15 protein-coding genes and 2 pseudogenes are annotated in these 14,794 nt (G+C 65.3%); 15 read left to right on the top strand and 2 right to left on the bottom strand.

Annotated elements, in window-relative coordinates; translation table 11 throughout:
- From JWM94_RS14015 to JWM94_RS13945, 15 genes and pseudogenes are all read left to right on the top strand, one after another.
- Positions 1–234: pseudogene (locus JWM94_RS14015) on the top strand (succinate dehydrogenase iron-sulfur subunit); the annotation flags it as partial.
- Entirely contained in the window at positions 227–703 is a 477-nt protein-coding gene (locus JWM94_RS14010; RefSeq protein WP_299428253.1) for a PaaI family thioesterase, read from the top strand. The pseudogene JWM94_RS14015 and the gene JWM94_RS14010, both read left to right, overlap by 8 nt.
- Positions 700–1,809 carry a cell division protein ZapE gene (zapE, locus tag JWM94_RS14005; RefSeq protein WP_299428250.1) on the top strand — a complete coding sequence of 370 codons (1,110 nt, stop codon included), beginning with the start codon at positions 700–702 and terminating at the stop codon, positions 1,807–1,809. The genes JWM94_RS14010 and zapE overlap by 4 nt, the downstream gene beginning before the upstream one ends.
- A gap of 10 nt (positions 1,810–1,819) precedes the next feature.
- Entirely contained in the window at positions 1,820–2,545 is a 726-nt protein-coding gene (locus JWM94_RS14000) for a transporter (protein WP_299428246.1), read from the top strand.
- Positions 2,546–2,556: 11 nt separating this feature from the next.
- On the top strand, positions 2,557–3,381 hold the full coding sequence (locus tag JWM94_RS13995; RefSeq protein ID WP_299428242.1) for a hypothetical protein: 825 nt from the start codon (positions 2,557–2,559) through the stop codon (positions 3,379–3,381).
- The gene (locus JWM94_RS13990; protein WP_299428239.1) at positions 3,378–3,701 is read left to right on the top strand and encodes a heavy metal-binding domain-containing protein; all 324 of its coding nucleotides are present in this window, start codon (positions 3,378–3,380) and stop codon (positions 3,699–3,701) included. The genes JWM94_RS13995 and JWM94_RS13990 overlap by 4 nt, the downstream gene beginning before the upstream one ends.
- The gene (locus JWM94_RS13985) at positions 3,701–3,976 is read left to right on the top strand and encodes a hypothetical protein (protein WP_299428236.1); all 276 of its coding nucleotides are present in this window, start codon (positions 3,701–3,703) and stop codon (positions 3,974–3,976) included. Before JWM94_RS13990 ends, JWM94_RS13985 begins: the two co-directional genes overlap by 1 nt.
- 153 nt (positions 3,977–4,129) lie before the next feature.
- Complete coding sequence (gene mdh / locus JWM94_RS13980) at positions 4,130–5,092, top strand: malate dehydrogenase (protein WP_299428233.1); 963 nt, start codon at positions 4,130–4,132, stop codon at positions 5,090–5,092.
- Positions 5,085–5,621 (top strand): hypothetical protein, encoded by a 537-nt coding sequence (locus tag JWM94_RS13975; RefSeq protein ID WP_299428230.1) that lies wholly within the window; start codon positions 5,085–5,087, stop codon positions 5,619–5,621. The genes mdh and JWM94_RS13975 overlap by 8 nt, the downstream gene beginning before the upstream one ends.
- A 67-nt stretch (positions 5,622–5,688) precedes the next feature.
- A complete protein-coding gene (gene sucD / locus JWM94_RS13970; protein WP_299428227.1) occupies positions 5,689–6,573 on the top strand; it encodes a succinate--CoA ligase subunit alpha in 885 nt (294 codons plus the stop codon).
- 42 nt (positions 6,574–6,615) lie between these two features.
- Positions 6,616–9,543: a 2-oxoglutarate dehydrogenase E1 component gene (locus JWM94_RS13965; RefSeq protein WP_299428224.1), complete on the top strand. Its 2,928-nt coding sequence runs from the start codon at positions 6,616–6,618 to the stop codon at positions 9,541–9,543.
- A gap of 122 nt (positions 9,544–9,665) precedes the next feature.
- Positions 9,666–10,901 carry a 2-oxoglutarate dehydrogenase complex dihydrolipoyllysine-residue succinyltransferase gene (gene odhB / locus JWM94_RS13960; protein ID WP_299428221.1) on the top strand — a complete coding sequence of 412 codons (1,236 nt, stop codon included), beginning with the start codon at positions 9,666–9,668 and terminating at the stop codon, positions 10,899–10,901.
- 118 nt (positions 10,902–11,019) lie between these two features.
- Positions 11,020–11,285, top strand: a pseudogene (locus tag JWM94_RS13955) (GIY-YIG nuclease family protein).
- A 44-nt stretch (positions 11,286–11,329) separates the two neighbouring features.
- The gene (gene lpdA / locus JWM94_RS13950; protein ID WP_299428218.1) at positions 11,330–12,736 is read left to right on the top strand and encodes a dihydrolipoyl dehydrogenase; all 1,407 of its coding nucleotides are present in this window, start codon (positions 11,330–11,332) and stop codon (positions 12,734–12,736) included.
- Between the two features lie 102 nt (positions 12,737–12,838).
- Entirely contained in the window at positions 12,839–13,648 is an 810-nt protein-coding gene (locus JWM94_RS13945) for a hypothetical protein (RefSeq protein ID WP_299428215.1), read from the top strand.
- A gap of 66 nt (positions 13,649–13,714) precedes the next feature.
- Here JWM94_RS13945 and JWM94_RS13940 read toward each other — a convergent pair whose 3' ends face one another.
- Both JWM94_RS13940 and JWM94_RS13935 read right to left on the bottom strand, forming a co-directional pair.
- Positions 13,715–13,981 carry a hypothetical protein gene (locus tag JWM94_RS13940; RefSeq protein ID WP_299428212.1) on the bottom strand — a complete coding sequence of 89 codons (267 nt, stop codon included), beginning with the start codon at positions 13,979–13,981 and terminating at the stop codon, positions 13,715–13,717.
- Positions 13,982–14,143: 162 nt separating this feature from the next.
- Entirely contained in the window at positions 14,144–14,611 is a 468-nt protein-coding gene (locus JWM94_RS13935) for a GFA family protein (protein ID WP_299428209.1), read from the bottom strand.
- Between the last annotated feature and the right edge of the window lie 183 nt (positions 14,612–14,794).

Below are 14,794 nucleotides of genomic sequence, written 5' to 3'. Positions count from 1 at the left end.
TATTGGTGGAACAGCGACAAGTTCCTCGGCCCCGCGATCCTGCTCCAGGCGTATCGCTGGCTCGCCGACAGCCGCGACGAAATGACCGGCGAGCGGCTCGACCAGCTCGAGGATCCGTTTCGCCTTTATCGCTGCCACACGATCATGAACTGCGCGAATGCCTGCCCGAAGGGTCTCAACCCGGCCAAGGCGATCGCCGAGATCAAGAAGATGGAAGCCGAGCGGGTTGTCTGAGACGCCGCCCGCGACTCCCCTGTTCGACTATGACGACGACCCGGAGGCGCCGGGGTGGAAGACGTGGCGGTTCCGCGACCCGACGCGATTCAATGCGTTTCTCGAACCGCTCCAGGTCAGGCTCGAAGGCGACATCGCGCGCGTCCGGATGATGCCACGCCACGAGCACTCCAACATGCGCGACAACGTCCATGGCGGGGCGTTGCTCGGGTTCATGGACGTGTCGCTGTTCGCCGCATCCCGCGCGTTCGGCAGCCTGTCGGCAGGCGGCGCGGTGACGCTCGATTTGTCGGCGCAATTCATCGGCGGCGGGATGATCGGCGAACCGCTCGAGGCGCGGATCGAGCTCTTGCGCGAAACGAGCCGGATGCTGTTCCTGCGCGGGCTGATCGTCCAGGAAAACACCCCGACCATCGCCAGCTTCACGGGAACGCTGCGTAAATCGAGCCCGCCGCCCTCGTTCCGGTGACGACGGTTCGCGCCCAATACGACGCACTGGTCGCAGCAGGCGAACTGCGCGCCGATCCCGACCAGGCCGCCGCCGCCGTGCGGCTCGACCGGCTGCAACACGAACTCGAAGCCGTCCCCAAACGCGGATCGGTGCTGTGGCGCGCGCTGGGCCGGAAACCGGATAGTCCACGCGGCGTGTATCTGTGGGGCGATGTCGGGCGCGGCAAGTCGATGCTGATGGACTTGTTCTTCGGCTGTCTGAATATCGGCCGCAAGCGCCGCGTCCACTTCTCCGAGTTCATGCTCGAAGTGCACCAACGCATCGCCGAGGAGCGCAAGAAAGAGGCCGGCGACCCGATCCAGCCGGTCGCCGAGGCGCTCGCCGACGAAGCCCGCTGCCTCGCGTTCGACGAGATGATGGTGACCAATTCGCCCGACGCGATGATCCTGTCGCGGCTGTTCACCGCGCTGATCGAAGCGGGCGTGACGGTCGTGACGACGAGCAACCGCGCGCCGCGAGACCTCTACGGGAATGGCCTCAACCGCGAGCATTTCCTGCCGTTCATCGGCCTCATCGAAGAACGCCTCGACGTCCTCTCGCTCAACGGTCCGGTCGATTACCGCCGCGACCGGCTGGGCCAGCAGGAAACCTGGCTGGTCCCCAACGGCCCCGAGGCGACCGCGCAACTCTCCGCGGCGTTTTTTCGTCTGACCGATTACCCGCCTGAGGATGCCGAGCACGTCCCGTCGGAAGACCTGATCGTCCAGGGCCGCACGCTCCACGTCCCCAAGGCGCTCAAGGGCGTCGCGGTGTTCAGCTTCAGGAAGCTGTGCGGCGAAGCGCGCGGCGCCGCCGATTATCTCGCTATCGCGCGCCGCTATCACACCGTCATTCTGGTCGGCGTGCCCAAACTCGGCCCCGAAAACCGCAACGAAGCGGCGCGGTTCGTGTCGCTGATCGACGCGCTCTACGAGCACAAGGTCAAACTGCTCGCCGCCGCCGATGCCGAACTGGCACGACTGTATGAAAAGGGCGACGCCGCCTTCGAATTCGAACGCACCGTCAGCCGGTTGGAGGAAATGCGCTCCGACGCGTACCTGGCGCAGGGGCATGGTCAGGAATAGGGTCGCCGCAATGAGACGCCACCGCCTCCTGTTCGCCGCCGCGCTCTTCGCCTTCCCCGCTCCCGCGTGGGCCGGGCCGCCCTACGATACCGACGATCCCGAGCCGACCGATTACCGCCATTGGGAATTGTACCTGTTCGGCGCCGGCGCACGCAGCGGCGGGGCGTTCGATGGATCGGCGGGGCTCGACGTCAATTACGGGGTCGTGAAGGACGTCCAGCTGACCGCGACCTTGCCGGCCGATTTCACGCGCGGACCGGGCGCGCGAACCGGTGTCGGCGACGTCGAGCTCGGCGTCAAATATCGCTTCTACCACGACGCGGCGGCAGGCTTTTCGGTCGCCGCCTTCCCCCGCCTCATCCTGCCGAGTTCGGGCAAGAGATACGGTTCGGGCAAGACCGGCCTGCTGCTGCCCGTCTGGGGGCAGAAGGATATCGGCAAATGGTCGGCGTTCGCGGGCGGCGGCTATGCGATCAATCCGGGCGCGGGCAACCGCGATTACTGGCAGGTCGCGGGCGCGGTGACGCGCGAGGTGTCGAGCAAACTGAGCATCGGCGCCGAAGTAACGCATCGCGGCCCCGACGCGGCCGGCGCGCGGCCGACCACCACGCTGGGCGCCGGTGCGATCTATCGGCTCAAAGGGCCGCTGTCGCTGCTCGCCTCGGCCGGCCCCAGCTTCGGCGGGCGCGACGGCGACAAATATCATGCCTATGTTGCCTTGGGGCTGAGCTTCTGAGGGAGACCCCGATGACGCTGACCGACGATGAGCGCGCGATGGTGAGCAAGGTGCCGGCCGTTACGTTGGGCTTCTGGATCGTCAAGATCCTGGCGACCACGCTGGGCGAGACAGGCGGCGACGCGGTGAGCATGTCGTGGCTCGGCGAAACCACGCCCGAGGCCGGGGCGGGCGGCATCAACGGCTACCTGGTCGGCACGGCGATCTTCGGGGTGCTATTGCTCGGCTTGGTGTTCGTGCAGATCAAGGCGCGGCGCTTCAACCCGTGGCTCTATTGGGCGACGATCATCGCCTCGACCACGGCCGGGACGACGCTCGCCGACTTCGCGACGCGCTCGCTCGGGATCGGCTATACCGGCGGCTCGGCGCTGCTGCTCGCGCTCGTGCTGGCCAGCCTCGCCTCGTGGAAATTCACGCTCGGCAGCGTCGACGTGAACCGCGTCAGCACACCGCGCGCGGAAAGCTTCTACTGGCTCACGATCACCTTTTCGCAAACGCTCGGCACCGCGCTCGGCGACTGGGCGGCGGATACCGGTGGGCTCGGCTATCTCGGCGGTGCGACGATGTTCGCGATCGCGCTGGCGGTGCTCGCCGCGCTCTATTACGCGACCAGTATCGGCCGCGTCCTGCTATTCTGGGCCGCCTTCATCCTGACCCGGCCGCTCGGCGCAACGGTCGGCGATTTCCTCGACAAGCCGTTCGCCAAGGGTGGGCTCGACCTCAGCCGCCCGATCGCGTCGCTGGCCTTGACTGCGGCGATCGTTATTCTGATCCTCGTCCTTCCCCAGCGCGCCGGCAGGCATCCCGGCGCCGAGCCAGCAGGAGACACGGCATGATCGTCACCACCACCGAAAACGTCCCCGGCCACGCCGTCACCGCCGTGCTCGGTCAGGTATTCGGCGTGGTCGTGCGCAGCCGCGGGCTCGGCGGCAACATCACCGCGTCGCTGCGCTCGATCGTCGGCGGCGAGATTCCCGAATATACCAAGCTGGTCGAGGATGCCCGACGTCACGCGATCGACCGGATGATCCAGAACGCAACCGTGATGGGCGCGAACGCCGTTGTCATGATGCGGTTCGATTCGGGGGAGATCGCGCAGGCGATGAACGAGGTCGTCGCCTACGGCACCGCGGTGGTGCTCGACCCGGCGCCATGATGCTGCGTAACGTCATCCTCGCGATCACGCTCGGCTGGCTGGGGATCGGCGCCTATGCCGCGACGATGTTCGGCGCGTGGCCGATGCTGGTGTTCCCCGCGATCGTCGTTGCCGGGATCGTGTTCGAGCGCTTTCGCTATCAAGGCAACGCGACCGATGCCGCGCCGGGCGACTGGCGCCAGACCAACGAGCGCTTCCTCGACGAGGAAACCGGGCGCCCGGTCGTGGTGTGGTTCAATCCGACCACCGGCGAGCGCAAATATGTCGATGACTAGGCCAGCTATTGCAGTTGAGAATTAGTTGCAATACTATTAGTTAATCCTTGCCCTTTAGCGGTTGCACCACGCCAGCGTTCGGCCTAAGCGCCGTCGCGTCTCGCGCGCCCGGTCAGACATTGGCTCGTGCGCCCACGCGCTGAAGGAGTGCCCATGGCCCGCAAGAAGATCGCGCTGATCGGCGCCGGTAACATCGGCGGCACGCTCGCCCATCTCGCAGCACAGAAAGAACTCGGCGATATCGTGTTGTTCGACGTGGTCGAAGGCGTGCCGCAGGGCAAGGCGCTCGACCTCAGCCAGTGCGGCCCGATCGAGGGCTTCGACGCCAAGATCACCGGCTCGAACGATTACAAGGACATCGCCGGCGCCGACGTGATCATCGTCACCGCCGGTGTCGCGCGCAAACCCGGCATGAGCCGCGACGATCTGCTCGGCATCAACCTCAAGGTGATGAAGGCGGTCGGCGAAGGCATCAAGAACAACGCGCCGAACGCGTTCGTCATCTGCATCACCAACCCGCTCGACGCGATGGTGTGGGCGCTGCGCGAATTCTCCGGCCTGCCGCACCATATGGTGGTCGGCATGGCGGGCGTGCTCGACAGCGCGCGGTTCAGCCACTTCATCGCCGACGAATTCAAGGTTTCCGCACGCGACGTCACCACGTTCGTGCTCGGCGGGCACGGCGACACGATGGTCCCTGTCGTCCAGTACTCGACCGTCGCCGGCATCCCCGTCCCCGACCTGATCAAGATGGGCAAGTCGACGCAGGAGCGTATCGACGCCATCGTCAAGCGCACCCGTGGCGGCGGCGGCGAGATCGTCGCGTTGCTCGGCACTGGATCGGCCTATTACGCCCCCGCGACCAGCGGCATCGCAATGGCCGAGGCGTATCTCTACGACCAGAAGCGCGTCCTGCCGTGTGCGGCCTATGTCGAGGGGCAGTACGGGCTCGACGGCCTGTACGTCGGCGTGCCCGTCGTGATCGGCGCGGGCGGGGTTGAGCAGATCATCGAAATCGCGCTCGATGATGAAGCGAAGGCGAATCTCGGCGTATCGGTCGACGCGGTGAAGGAGCTGCTGGTGGCGTGTAAGGGCATCGACGGCAGCCTTGCTTAAACTTCTCGCCCTTGCCGCCCTAGTGGGCGCCGTCCCGACGAGCACCGCGAAAGTCGTGCTCGCACCGGTTGCTCCGGCGTTGATTGCCGCCGATACGATGGCTTGCCTGAAGCATATGAGCGTGAAGGGGCTGGATTCCGCCGGGCTGGAGGCGGATGGGTGGAAACGATATCAGCCGTCGGATTTACCCGGACGGCATTTCATAGCCTCTGTCGCGATCTATGCGGATGGAGATGGCATCGCGCTCGGAGATGATAGCGCGCTGAATCCGCAGTCGGCCTGTACGTTGGTAGCACTACCAACCCCATCGCCGGATTTCGGCCCGATCGCGGAACAGCTATCGGCGAAGTTGGATGCTCACCCGGTTTTTCAGAAACCCGGTTCTGTTCTGTGGGCACCGAACGGTCCCGACGATGTGCTGATCATGCTGACCAAGGATCCGGAGCGTTCCGATCTTGTCGATGTGGTGATGCGCGCGTCGCCGCGCCCCGCGAATCGCGTCAATGCGCCAATCGGACAGCAGGGATAATTGATGAAGGCGGCATGAGGCCGCGCTTCGTCAGCGAACGAATGACTGATATTCACCAGGAGCTTGCATGAGCATTCTCGTCGACAAGAATACCAGGGTCATCACCCAAGGAATGACCGGCGAAACCGGCAGTTTCCATACTCAGGCGGCGCTCGATTACGGGACGCAGATGGTCGGGGGCGTGACGCCGGGCAAGGGCGGGACGCAGCATCTCGGGCTGCCGGTATACGACACCGTCGCCGAAGCCGTCGCCAAGACCGGCGCGACCGCGAGCGTGATCTACGTGCCCCCGCCCTTCGCCGCGGATTCGATCCTGGAGGCGATCGACGCCGAGGTGCCGCTGATCGTGACGATCACCGAGGGCATTCCGGTGCTCGATATGGTCAAGGTCAAGCGCGCGCTATCGGGCTCGAAGTCGCGGCTGATCGGGCCGAACTGCCCCGGCGTACTGACCCCAGGCGAGTGCAAGATCGGGATCATGCCGGGCAGTATCTTTTCGAAGGGTTCGGTCGGCGTCGTGTCGCGGTCGGGCACGCTGACCTATGAAGCAGTGTTCCAGACGACCAATGCCGGGCTGGGCCAGACCACCGCGGTCGGGATCGGCGGAGACCCGGTCAACGGCACCAACTTCATCGACGTGCTGGAGCTGTTCCTCGCCGACGACGCGACCGAGTCGATCATCATGATCGGCGAGATCGGCGGCGACGCCGAGGAGCAGGCCGCGCAATTCCTGATCGACGAGGCGAAGCGCGGCCGCAAGAAGCCGATGGCGGGCTTCATCGCCGGCCGCACCGCGCCGCCCGGGCGCCGCATGGGCCATGCCGGCGCGATCGTGTCGGGCGGCAAGGGCGACGCGGAGAGCAAGATCGCGGCGATGGAACGCGCCGGGATCAAGGTATCGGCGAGCCCGAGCTTGCTGGGCGAGACGCTCTTGGAAGTACTCAAGGGCTGACGCGATTTCGCTCCTGTCGCGCGGGAGCATGAGGAGCCGATCATGGGCTACGAAGGTCAGGATTTCAGCGAGATCGCCGGGGGCGTGAGCCCGGCGTTCGTCGAGACTTTGTACAAGCGCTTCCAGGAGTCGCCGGACTCGGTCGAGCCGTCGTGGCGCGGCTGGTTCGAGGGGCTGGAGAGCGGACCCGCTGTGGCAAGCTGGGCGAACCCGGCCTGGCCGCCGACCGCTACCGACGATCTGACCGCCGCGCTCGACCCGACCCAGATGGAGCCGGCGGCCAAGCCCGCCAAAGGCCCCGCGCCTGCCCCAGCCGCCAAGCCCGCGTCGCAGGACGACATCCTCAAGGCCGCGAGCGATTCGATCCGCGCGATGATGCTGATCCGCACGTACCGCGTGCGCGGGCACCTCGCCGCCAATCTCGATCCGCTCGGGCTCTCGACCTACGAAATGCCGGCCGACCTCAAGACCGAATATCACGGCTTTTCGGACGCCGACATCGATCGCCCGGTCTATCTCGGCGGGCAGCTCGGGCTGCAATGGGCAAGCATCCGCGAGCTCGTCGACATATTGCGCGCCAATTATTGCGGCAATGTCGGGCTCGAATATATGCACATCGCCGATGTCGAGGAGCGCCGCTTCCTGCAGGACCGCATGGAGGGCAAGGACAAGGCGATCAGCTTCACCACCGACGGCAAGAAGGCGATACTGACCAAGGTGATCGAGGCCGAACAGTGGGAGCGCTTCCTCGGCAAGAAATATGTCGGCACCAAGCGCTTCGGGCTCGACGGCGGCGAGGCGATGATCCCCGCGCTCGAAAGCGTCATCAAATATGGCGGCGCGTTGGGCGTCAACGAGATCGTCTATGGCATGGCGCACCGCGGGCGGCTCAACGTGCTCGCCAACGTGCTCGCCAAGCCGCTACGCGTTATCTTCCACGAATTCGGCGGCGGATCGGCCAACCCCGAGGATGTCGGCGGGTCGGGCGACGTGAAGTATCACCTCGGCACATCGACCGACCGCGAATTCGACGGGATCAAGGTCCACATGTCGCTGGTCGCCAACCCCAGCCACCTTGAGGCGGCTGACCCGGTCGTGCTCGGCAAGACCCGCGCGATCCAGACGCTCGCCGACGATCTCGAGGATCACAGCCATTCGCTCCCCGTCCTGATCCACGGCGACGCGGCGTTCGCCGGCCAGGGCATCGTGTGGGAATGCCTCGGCTTCTCGGGCATCCGCGGCTACAATACCGGCGGCTGCCTGCATTTCATCATCAACAACCAGATCGGCTTCACCACCTCGCCGCAATTCGCGCGCTCGTCGCCTTATCCGTCGGACGTGGCGAAGGGCGTCCAGGCGCCGATCTTCCACGTCAACGGCGACGATCCCGAAGCGGTGACCTTCGCGTGCAAGATGGCGATCGAGTTCCGCCAGAAGTTCCACCGCGACATCGTCATCGACATGTGGTGCTACCGCCGCTTCGGGCACAACGAGGGCGACGAGCCGAGCTTCACGCAGCCGTTGATGTACGCGCGGATCAAGCAGCATCCGCCGGTCAGCGAGGTGTACGGCAAGCGTTTGATCGCCGAGGGCGTGATCGACCGGGCGTGGGTCGACACGATCACGCACCAGTTCGACACCTTGCTCGAGGGCGAGTTCGAGGCGGGCGCATCCTACAAGGCTAACAAGGCCGACTGGTTCGCCGGGCGCTGGTCGGGCTTGCACGCCCCCGCCGATGCCGAGAGTTCGCGGCGCAACGTCGAGACCGGGATCGACAAGAAATTGTTCGACGGGCTCGGCCGTACGCTGACCACGGTCCCCGACGATCTCACGATCCACAAGGCGCTCGCCCGCGTGATCGACGCCAAGCGCGCGATGTTCACCAGCGGAGACAATTTCGACTGGGCGACCGGCGAAGCGCTCGCGTTCGGATCGCTGCTGTCCGAAGGCTATGGCGTGCGGCTGTCGGGCCAGGATTCGGGCCGCGGCACGTTCAGCCAGCGCCATGCCGTCTGGGTCGACCAGAACGACGAGCACAAATACGTGCCGCTGTGGAATGTCGAGCACGGCAATTTCGAAGTGCTCGACAGCCCGCTCAGCGAATACGGCGTGCTCGGGTTCGAATACGGCTATGCGATGGCCGACCCCAAGACGCTGGTGATCTGGGAGGCGCAGTTTGGCGACTTCATGAACGGCGCGCAGATCATGATCGACCAGTTCATCGCGTCGGGCGAGGCCAAGTGGTTGCGCGCCAACGGCCTCGTGATGATGCTGCCGCACGGGTACGAAGGCCAGGGGCCGGAGCATTCCTCCGCGCGGCCCGAACGCTTCCTGCAATTGTGCGCCGGCGACAATATGCAGATCGCCAATTGCACGACCCCGGCCAACATCTTCCACTTGCTGCGCCGCCAGATGCACCGCACGTTCCGCAAGCCTTTGGTGATCTTCACCCCCAAGTCGCTGCTGCGCCACAAGCGTGCGGTGTCGAAGGCGGCGGACTTCCAGGGCGACAGCCATTTCCGCCGGTTGCTGAGCGATCCCGATGCGGCGTCCGACGCGTCGACCAAGCGCCTCGTTCTGTGCACCGGCAAGGTCGCCTACGACCTGTTCGACGCGCGCGACGCGGCGGGCGACAAGGACGTGCAGATCGTCCGGGTCGAGCAGCTCTATCCATTCCCGACCGAGGCGCTGGCGAAGCGGATCGCGCGGATGCCCGTGCTCGAGGATGTAGTGTGGGCGCAGGAAGAGCCGAAGAACAACGGCGCGTGGTTCTTCGTCGAACCGTATGTCGAGGAAGCACTGGCCACCGCGAAGGCGAGTGTGAAGCGCGCCCGCTATGCCGGCCGGATGGCCGCGGCGAGCCCCGCGACCGGCCTCGCCAAGCGCCACCAGATGGAACAGGCCGCGCTGGTGGCCGAAGCGTTGGGGCATAATGTGCGCGAAGAGATCAGGCGGACGCGGAAGGGTTGATGCCTTGCTGTTCCCCGGCGAAGGCCGGGGCCCAGTCGGGAAGCGGACGTGATAACGCGCGGCGATCGCCAATGATCGTCGCGAAACTGGACCCCGGCCTTTGCCGGGGAACGAGGTAGAAGATGGCAACCGAAGTAACAGTCCCGGTTCTAGGTGAATCGATCGTCGAGGCGACCGTCGGCGAATGGCTCAAGCAGCCCGGCGACCCGGTCAAGCAGGACGAGCCGATCGTCTCCCTCGAAACCGACAAGGTCGCGGTCGAGGTGCCATCGCCCGTCGCCGGGGTGATGGGCCAGCACTCCGTCAAGGTCGGCGACAATGTCGCGGTCGGCGCGCTGCTCGCGACGGTCGAGGCTGGTGGTACGACCGTTGCGTCCGCTCCGGCACCCGCGCCCGCCACGGCTCCTGCCCCCACGCCTGCCCCCGCCGACACCGCCGGCCAGCAAGCGCCCAGCTCTACCGGCGATGCGCCCGCCGCGCTGTCTCCCTCGGTGCGCCGCGCGGTGCTCGAAACCGGGGTCGATCCGGGCACGGTCAAGGGCACCGGCAAGGACGGACGGATCACCAAGGACGACGTGATGGCGGCGGCCTCGACTCCTGCGCCGGCAGCAGCCCCCGCGCCACAGACGCCCTCGGTCGCAGCGGCTGCTTCGACCGGGCGCAAGGAAGAGCGCGTCCGCATGACTCGCCTGCGCCAGACCGTGGCGAAGCGGCTGAAGGATGCGCAGAACACCGCGGCGATGCTGACCACGTTCAACGACGTCGACATGTCGGCGGTTATCGAGGCGCGGACCAAGTACAAGGATCTGTTCGAAAAGAAGCACGGCGTCCGGCTCGGCTTCATGGGCTTCTTCGTGAAGGCCGCGTGCATGGCGCTGAAGGACGTGCCCAGCGTCAACGGCCAGATCGACGGCGAGGAAATCGTCTATCACGACTACGCCGATATCTCGGTCGCGGTTTCCGCGCCGCAGGGACTGGTCGTGCCGGTGATCCGCGACGCCGACCAGCTGACCGTCGCCGGCATCGAAAAGACGATCGGCGATTTCGGCAAGCGCGCCAAGGACGGCACGCTCAAGATGGAAGAGATGAAGGGCGGCACCTTCACCATCTCCAACGGCGGCGTGTTCGGGAGCCTGATGTCGACCCCGATCATCAACCCGCCGCAGAGCGCCGTGCTTGGCCTCCACCGCATCGAGGATCGCCCGGTGGTCCGCGACGGGCAGGTCGTGGTCCGCCCGATGATGTACCTCGCGCTCAGCTACGACCATCGCCTGATCGACGGGCGCGAGGCGGTGACGTTTCTGGTCGCGCTCAAGAACGCGATCGAGGACCCGATACGGATTTTGATCGACCTTTGAGGGCGTGCGCACATAGGCCAACGCTCCGGCCTTCGCCGGAGCACAGCGCCCTTTCAAGTGCTCCGGCGAAAGCCGGAGCGTTGGAGAGGGCGCGGTGAAGTCGGGATGCGTCTATTTGATGGCGAACCACCGCCGCGGACAGACGTATTTGGGTTCCACGAGCAATTTGCCACAGCGGGCTTGGCAACACCGCAACAAGATGGTCGATGGACATTCCAAAGACATGATTGCGTCCTGCTCGTCTGGTACGAATATTTCGATGACTTGCAGGACGCCCGAGCGAGCGAATATCGGATGAAGAAATGGAAGCGCGCCTGGAAATTGCGATTGATAGAAGAACGCAATCCTGAGTGGCGCGACCTATATGACGAGCTTGCGGCATAACGCCAACGCTCCGGCCTTCGCCGGAGCACGGAAGAAGGTTTGAGATGGCAGACGGTACTTACGATTTCGACGTTCTGGTGATCGGCTCCGGCCCCGGCGGCTACGTCGCTGCGATCCGTGCAGCGCAACTCGGACTCAAGACCGGATGCGTCGAGAGCCGCGAGACGCTCGGCGGGACGTGCCTCAACGTCGGCTGCATCCCGTCCAAGGCGATGCTCCACGCATCCGAGTTCTACGATCACGCGGCCAACGGCGCGATGGCGAAGCTGGGCGTCAAGATCGACAAGATGAGCCTCGACCTCGATACGATGCACGGCCAGCGCAAGGACGCAGTCAAGCAACTGACCGGCGGGATCGAGTTCCTGTTCAAGAAGAACAAGGTCGAGTGGCTCAAAGGCCGCGCGGCCTTCACCTCGGCCGACACCGTCCAGGTCGGCGACCGCAGCGTGCGCGCGAAGAACATCGTCATCGCCACCGGCTCGAGCGTCACCCCGCTCCCCGGGGTCGAGGTCGACAACGCCAAGCAGATCATCGTTGACAGCACCGGCGCGCTCGAACTCGCCAAGGTGCCCGGCCATCTGGTCGTGATCGGCGGCGGCGTGATCGGGCTCGAGCTCGGCAGCGTGTGGCGGCGGCTCGGCGCAAAGGTGACGGTGGTCGAATTCCTCGACCAGATCTTGCCCGGCTTCGACGGCGAGGTCCGCAAGGAATCGAACAAGATCATGAAGAAGCAGGGTCTGGAGTTCAAACTCTCGACCAAGGTCACCGGCGTAACCGTCAAGGGCGGCAAGGCGACGCTCACGGTCGAGCCGTCGGCGGGCGGCGGCGCCGAAACGATCGAGGCGGATACCGTATTGGTATCGATCGGGCGCAAGCCCAACACCGACGGCCTCGCGCTCGACAAGGCCGGGCTCGCCGTCAACCCGCGTGGGCAAATCGAGATCGACCACGACTTCAAGACCGGCGTGCCCGGCATCTGGGCGATCGGCGACGTCGTTCCCGGCCCGATGCTCGCACACAAGGCCGAGGACGAGGGCATCGCGGTTGCCGAGAACATCGCCGGCCTCACCGGCATCGTGAACCACGACGTGATCCCGAGCGTGGTCTACACCTGGCCCGAAATCGCCGGGGTCGGACTGACCGAGGAAGCCGCGAAAGAGCGCGGCGAGATCAAGGTCGGCAAGTTCCCGATGATGGCGAACAGCCGCGCCAAGACCAACCACGAGCCCGACGGCTTCGTGAAAGTCATCGCCGACGCCAAGACCGACCGCGTGCTCGGCGTGTGGTGCATCGCATCCGTCGCGGGGACGATGATCGCGCAGGCGTGTCAGGCGATGGAGTTCGGCGCGACCAGCGAGGACATCGCCTACACCTGCCACGCGCATCCGACGCACAGCGAGGCGATCAAGGAAGCGGCGATGGCGGTGCAGGGCAAGCCGATCCACGTCTGAGGCCATGCAGCACTACCGATATCGAACCAAAATGACTTAAACTGTCCGATCGTTTCGGTTGCGCTAGTGCTATTGGAACCCGGTTTCGGGGGGAATAACGCTATGATCGGGAAATCGCGTGCGCTGACGTTTTTGATGTTAACGTTAACGGGGTGCACCTCGCTGAGCGAGCCGCAAAGCATCGCCAAAATGCCCACCTCCCTCGACACGCCGCTTGCGACCGACGTCGATAACCTCAGGTATTTGTTCGCCTTGGATGCCAAGGCCTCCTTCGAGGATCGCTACAACGCCGCCAAGGTAGACGCCATGCTGAGTAGCGGCTTCAACTACATCAACGCGAATTGCGGTACATTCTTCCATGCTGCGGGGAAGAACCAGCGTTCCAGCGGTATCGCGCGTGACCTGATCGCCCCGATTACGTCTATATTGACCGGCCTTCTCGCGCTCGGGACGCTCAAAGACCATCCGGACCGGGACCGTGACCGTCTGGCGCTAATAACGCTGGGCAGTTCTTCCGTGACGGCCGGTCTTAATATCTACGATCAGCGTTTTCTGTTCGGCGCGGAAAATGTCGATGCCGTGGAAACGCTCACCCTGAATGCTTTGTCCGAATACCAGAGAACGCTCAACCTGACAGAGAACAAGCCGATAAAATTCGGAGATGCGTGGAATCAACTCTTGTTCGCCGAGCGAATCTGCACGCCACCGCACATCCTGCTCATTACGCGGGAAGCCATCAAGGCGGGCAAGGTGGAGGGTAGTGTGAACGGCGCGACATCTCCTCCTGCGCGCGGCGCGGGAGGTGCCGCAGGAGGTGCCGCAGGAGGTGCCGCTGGAGGCGCCCCAGCGGCAGGGGCTACGCCAACTCCTCCGCCTCCCGGCACGGGCCGAATTACAATTCAGGTGCGTTGACGGTCCAGGGGATCGGCGCATTTCAGACGGCGCGGAAATCATCCCGCGCCGCCTTACGATCAAACCTTAGCGATAGCGCCAGCCGCCGCGCCAATGTTCGCGGCGCTGGTAATAACGCCGGCCATCCCAATAGCCGCGATTGGGATAGTAATTGCCGATTACCAGCCGCACCCCGGGGGCCCCGACAACGACGGGAGCGGGCCCGCGATTTGGGTAACAGCGGCCATTTCCGCCACGGTGGAAATCGCGGCCGCAGCCGTCGCGCGCGAGCGCGGGAGCGGCGGTCGCCAGAACGGTGCCGGCGGCAAGCAAGGAAAGAAGCATTTTACGCATGATGAAACCCTTTCATCCGACTGGCCCGGCCGACGAATACGGCCGGACGGAGGTTAACGGCCGAACCGCGCTTACCCTTCGATTTTCATCGAGGAAGCGATGGCCGATGGCGGGGATAACGTTCCACCTGCGATTTATTTCCCGCATCGTTCCGGCGGGTCTTCAGGCCGCCAGCAGCGCCTTCCACCGCGCGCGGCCGGCATCGGACCACACGCCTTCGCTCGACGAATAGAAGGCCTCGAACGCGGGCACGCCGTCAGGCAACACCACCCAGGCCAGCTTCGATCGCGTGAAGATGTGTACGTCCGGCGGCACCGCGCCAGGATCGTCGAGCGTGCCCGCGCGGACGAACGACGATTTGCGCCCCGATCCGGCATAATGGCTCCACAACGCGACGCGGCATGTCGGGCAGCGCGCGATCTCCTGCCCCTTGCCGCTCGCCGACGGCGTCAGGACGTAATCGGGCGCGCCGGCCAGCAATGTGACTCGGTCGCTCTCGATCACCGCGTTGATCACGAACGCGCTCCCGGTTTCGGTCTGGCAGTCGGCGCAGTGACAGCAATGCACCACCATCGGCCCGCTCGTCAGCGCGTAGCGGATCGCGCCGCACGCGCAGCCGCCCTCACTCACCCTTCTTGTCATTGGGCGTCGTTTCGATCGGTTCCGGCGCAGCCGCCGCCGGAGGCGGCGGAGGCGGCGGAGGCGGGGGCGGTGGCGGCGGCGGCGGTGCTACCTCGACCGGCGGTGGCGGCGGGGGTGCCACCGCGGCAGGTGGAGGAGGGGGCGGCGGCGGTGGCGCAACCTCGACTGGCG

It is taken from the genome of Sphingomonas bacterium (genome assembly GCF_028289855.1).
GTDB lineage: Bacteria > Pseudomonadota > Alphaproteobacteria > Sphingomonadales > Sphingomonadaceae > Sphingomonas.
This window is presented reverse-complemented; position numbering and strand designations above follow the sequence as displayed.

Coding starts and splice junctions, on each gene's coding strand:
- lpdA (WP_299428218.1), top strand. CDS start 11,330: ATGGCAGACGGTACTTACGATTTCGACGTTCTGGTGATCGGCTCCGGC.
- sucD (WP_299428227.1), top strand. CDS start 5,689: ATGAGCATTCTCGTCGACAAGAATACCAGGGTCATCACCCAAGGAATG.
- JWM94_RS13990 (WP_299428239.1), top strand. CDS start 3,378: ATGATCGTCACCACCACCGAAAACGTCCCCGGCCACGCCGTCACCGCC.
- odhB (WP_299428221.1), top strand. CDS start 9,666: ATGGCAACCGAAGTAACAGTCCCGGTTCTAGGTGAATCGATCGTCGAG.
- JWM94_RS13985 (WP_299428236.1), top strand. CDS start 3,701: ATGCTGCGTAACGTCATCCTCGCGATCACGCTCGGCTGGCTGGGGATC.
- JWM94_RS13995 (WP_299428242.1), top strand. CDS start 2,557: ATGACGCTGACCGACGATGAGCGCGCGATGGTGAGCAAGGTGCCGGCC.
- JWM94_RS14000 (WP_299428246.1), top strand. CDS start 1,820: ATGAGACGCCACCGCCTCCTGTTCGCCGCCGCGCTCTTCGCCTTCCCC.
- JWM94_RS13940 (WP_299428212.1), bottom strand. CDS start 13,981: ATGCGTAAAATGCTTCTTTCCTTGCTTGCCGCCGGCACCGTTCTGGCG.
- JWM94_RS13945 (WP_299428215.1), top strand. CDS start 12,839: ATGATCGGGAAATCGCGTGCGCTGACGTTTTTGATGTTAACGTTAACG.
- JWM94_RS13965 (WP_299428224.1), top strand. CDS start 6,616: ATGGGCTACGAAGGTCAGGATTTCAGCGAGATCGCCGGGGGCGTGAGC.
- mdh (WP_299428233.1), top strand. CDS start 4,130: ATGGCCCGCAAGAAGATCGCGCTGATCGGCGCCGGTAACATCGGCGGC.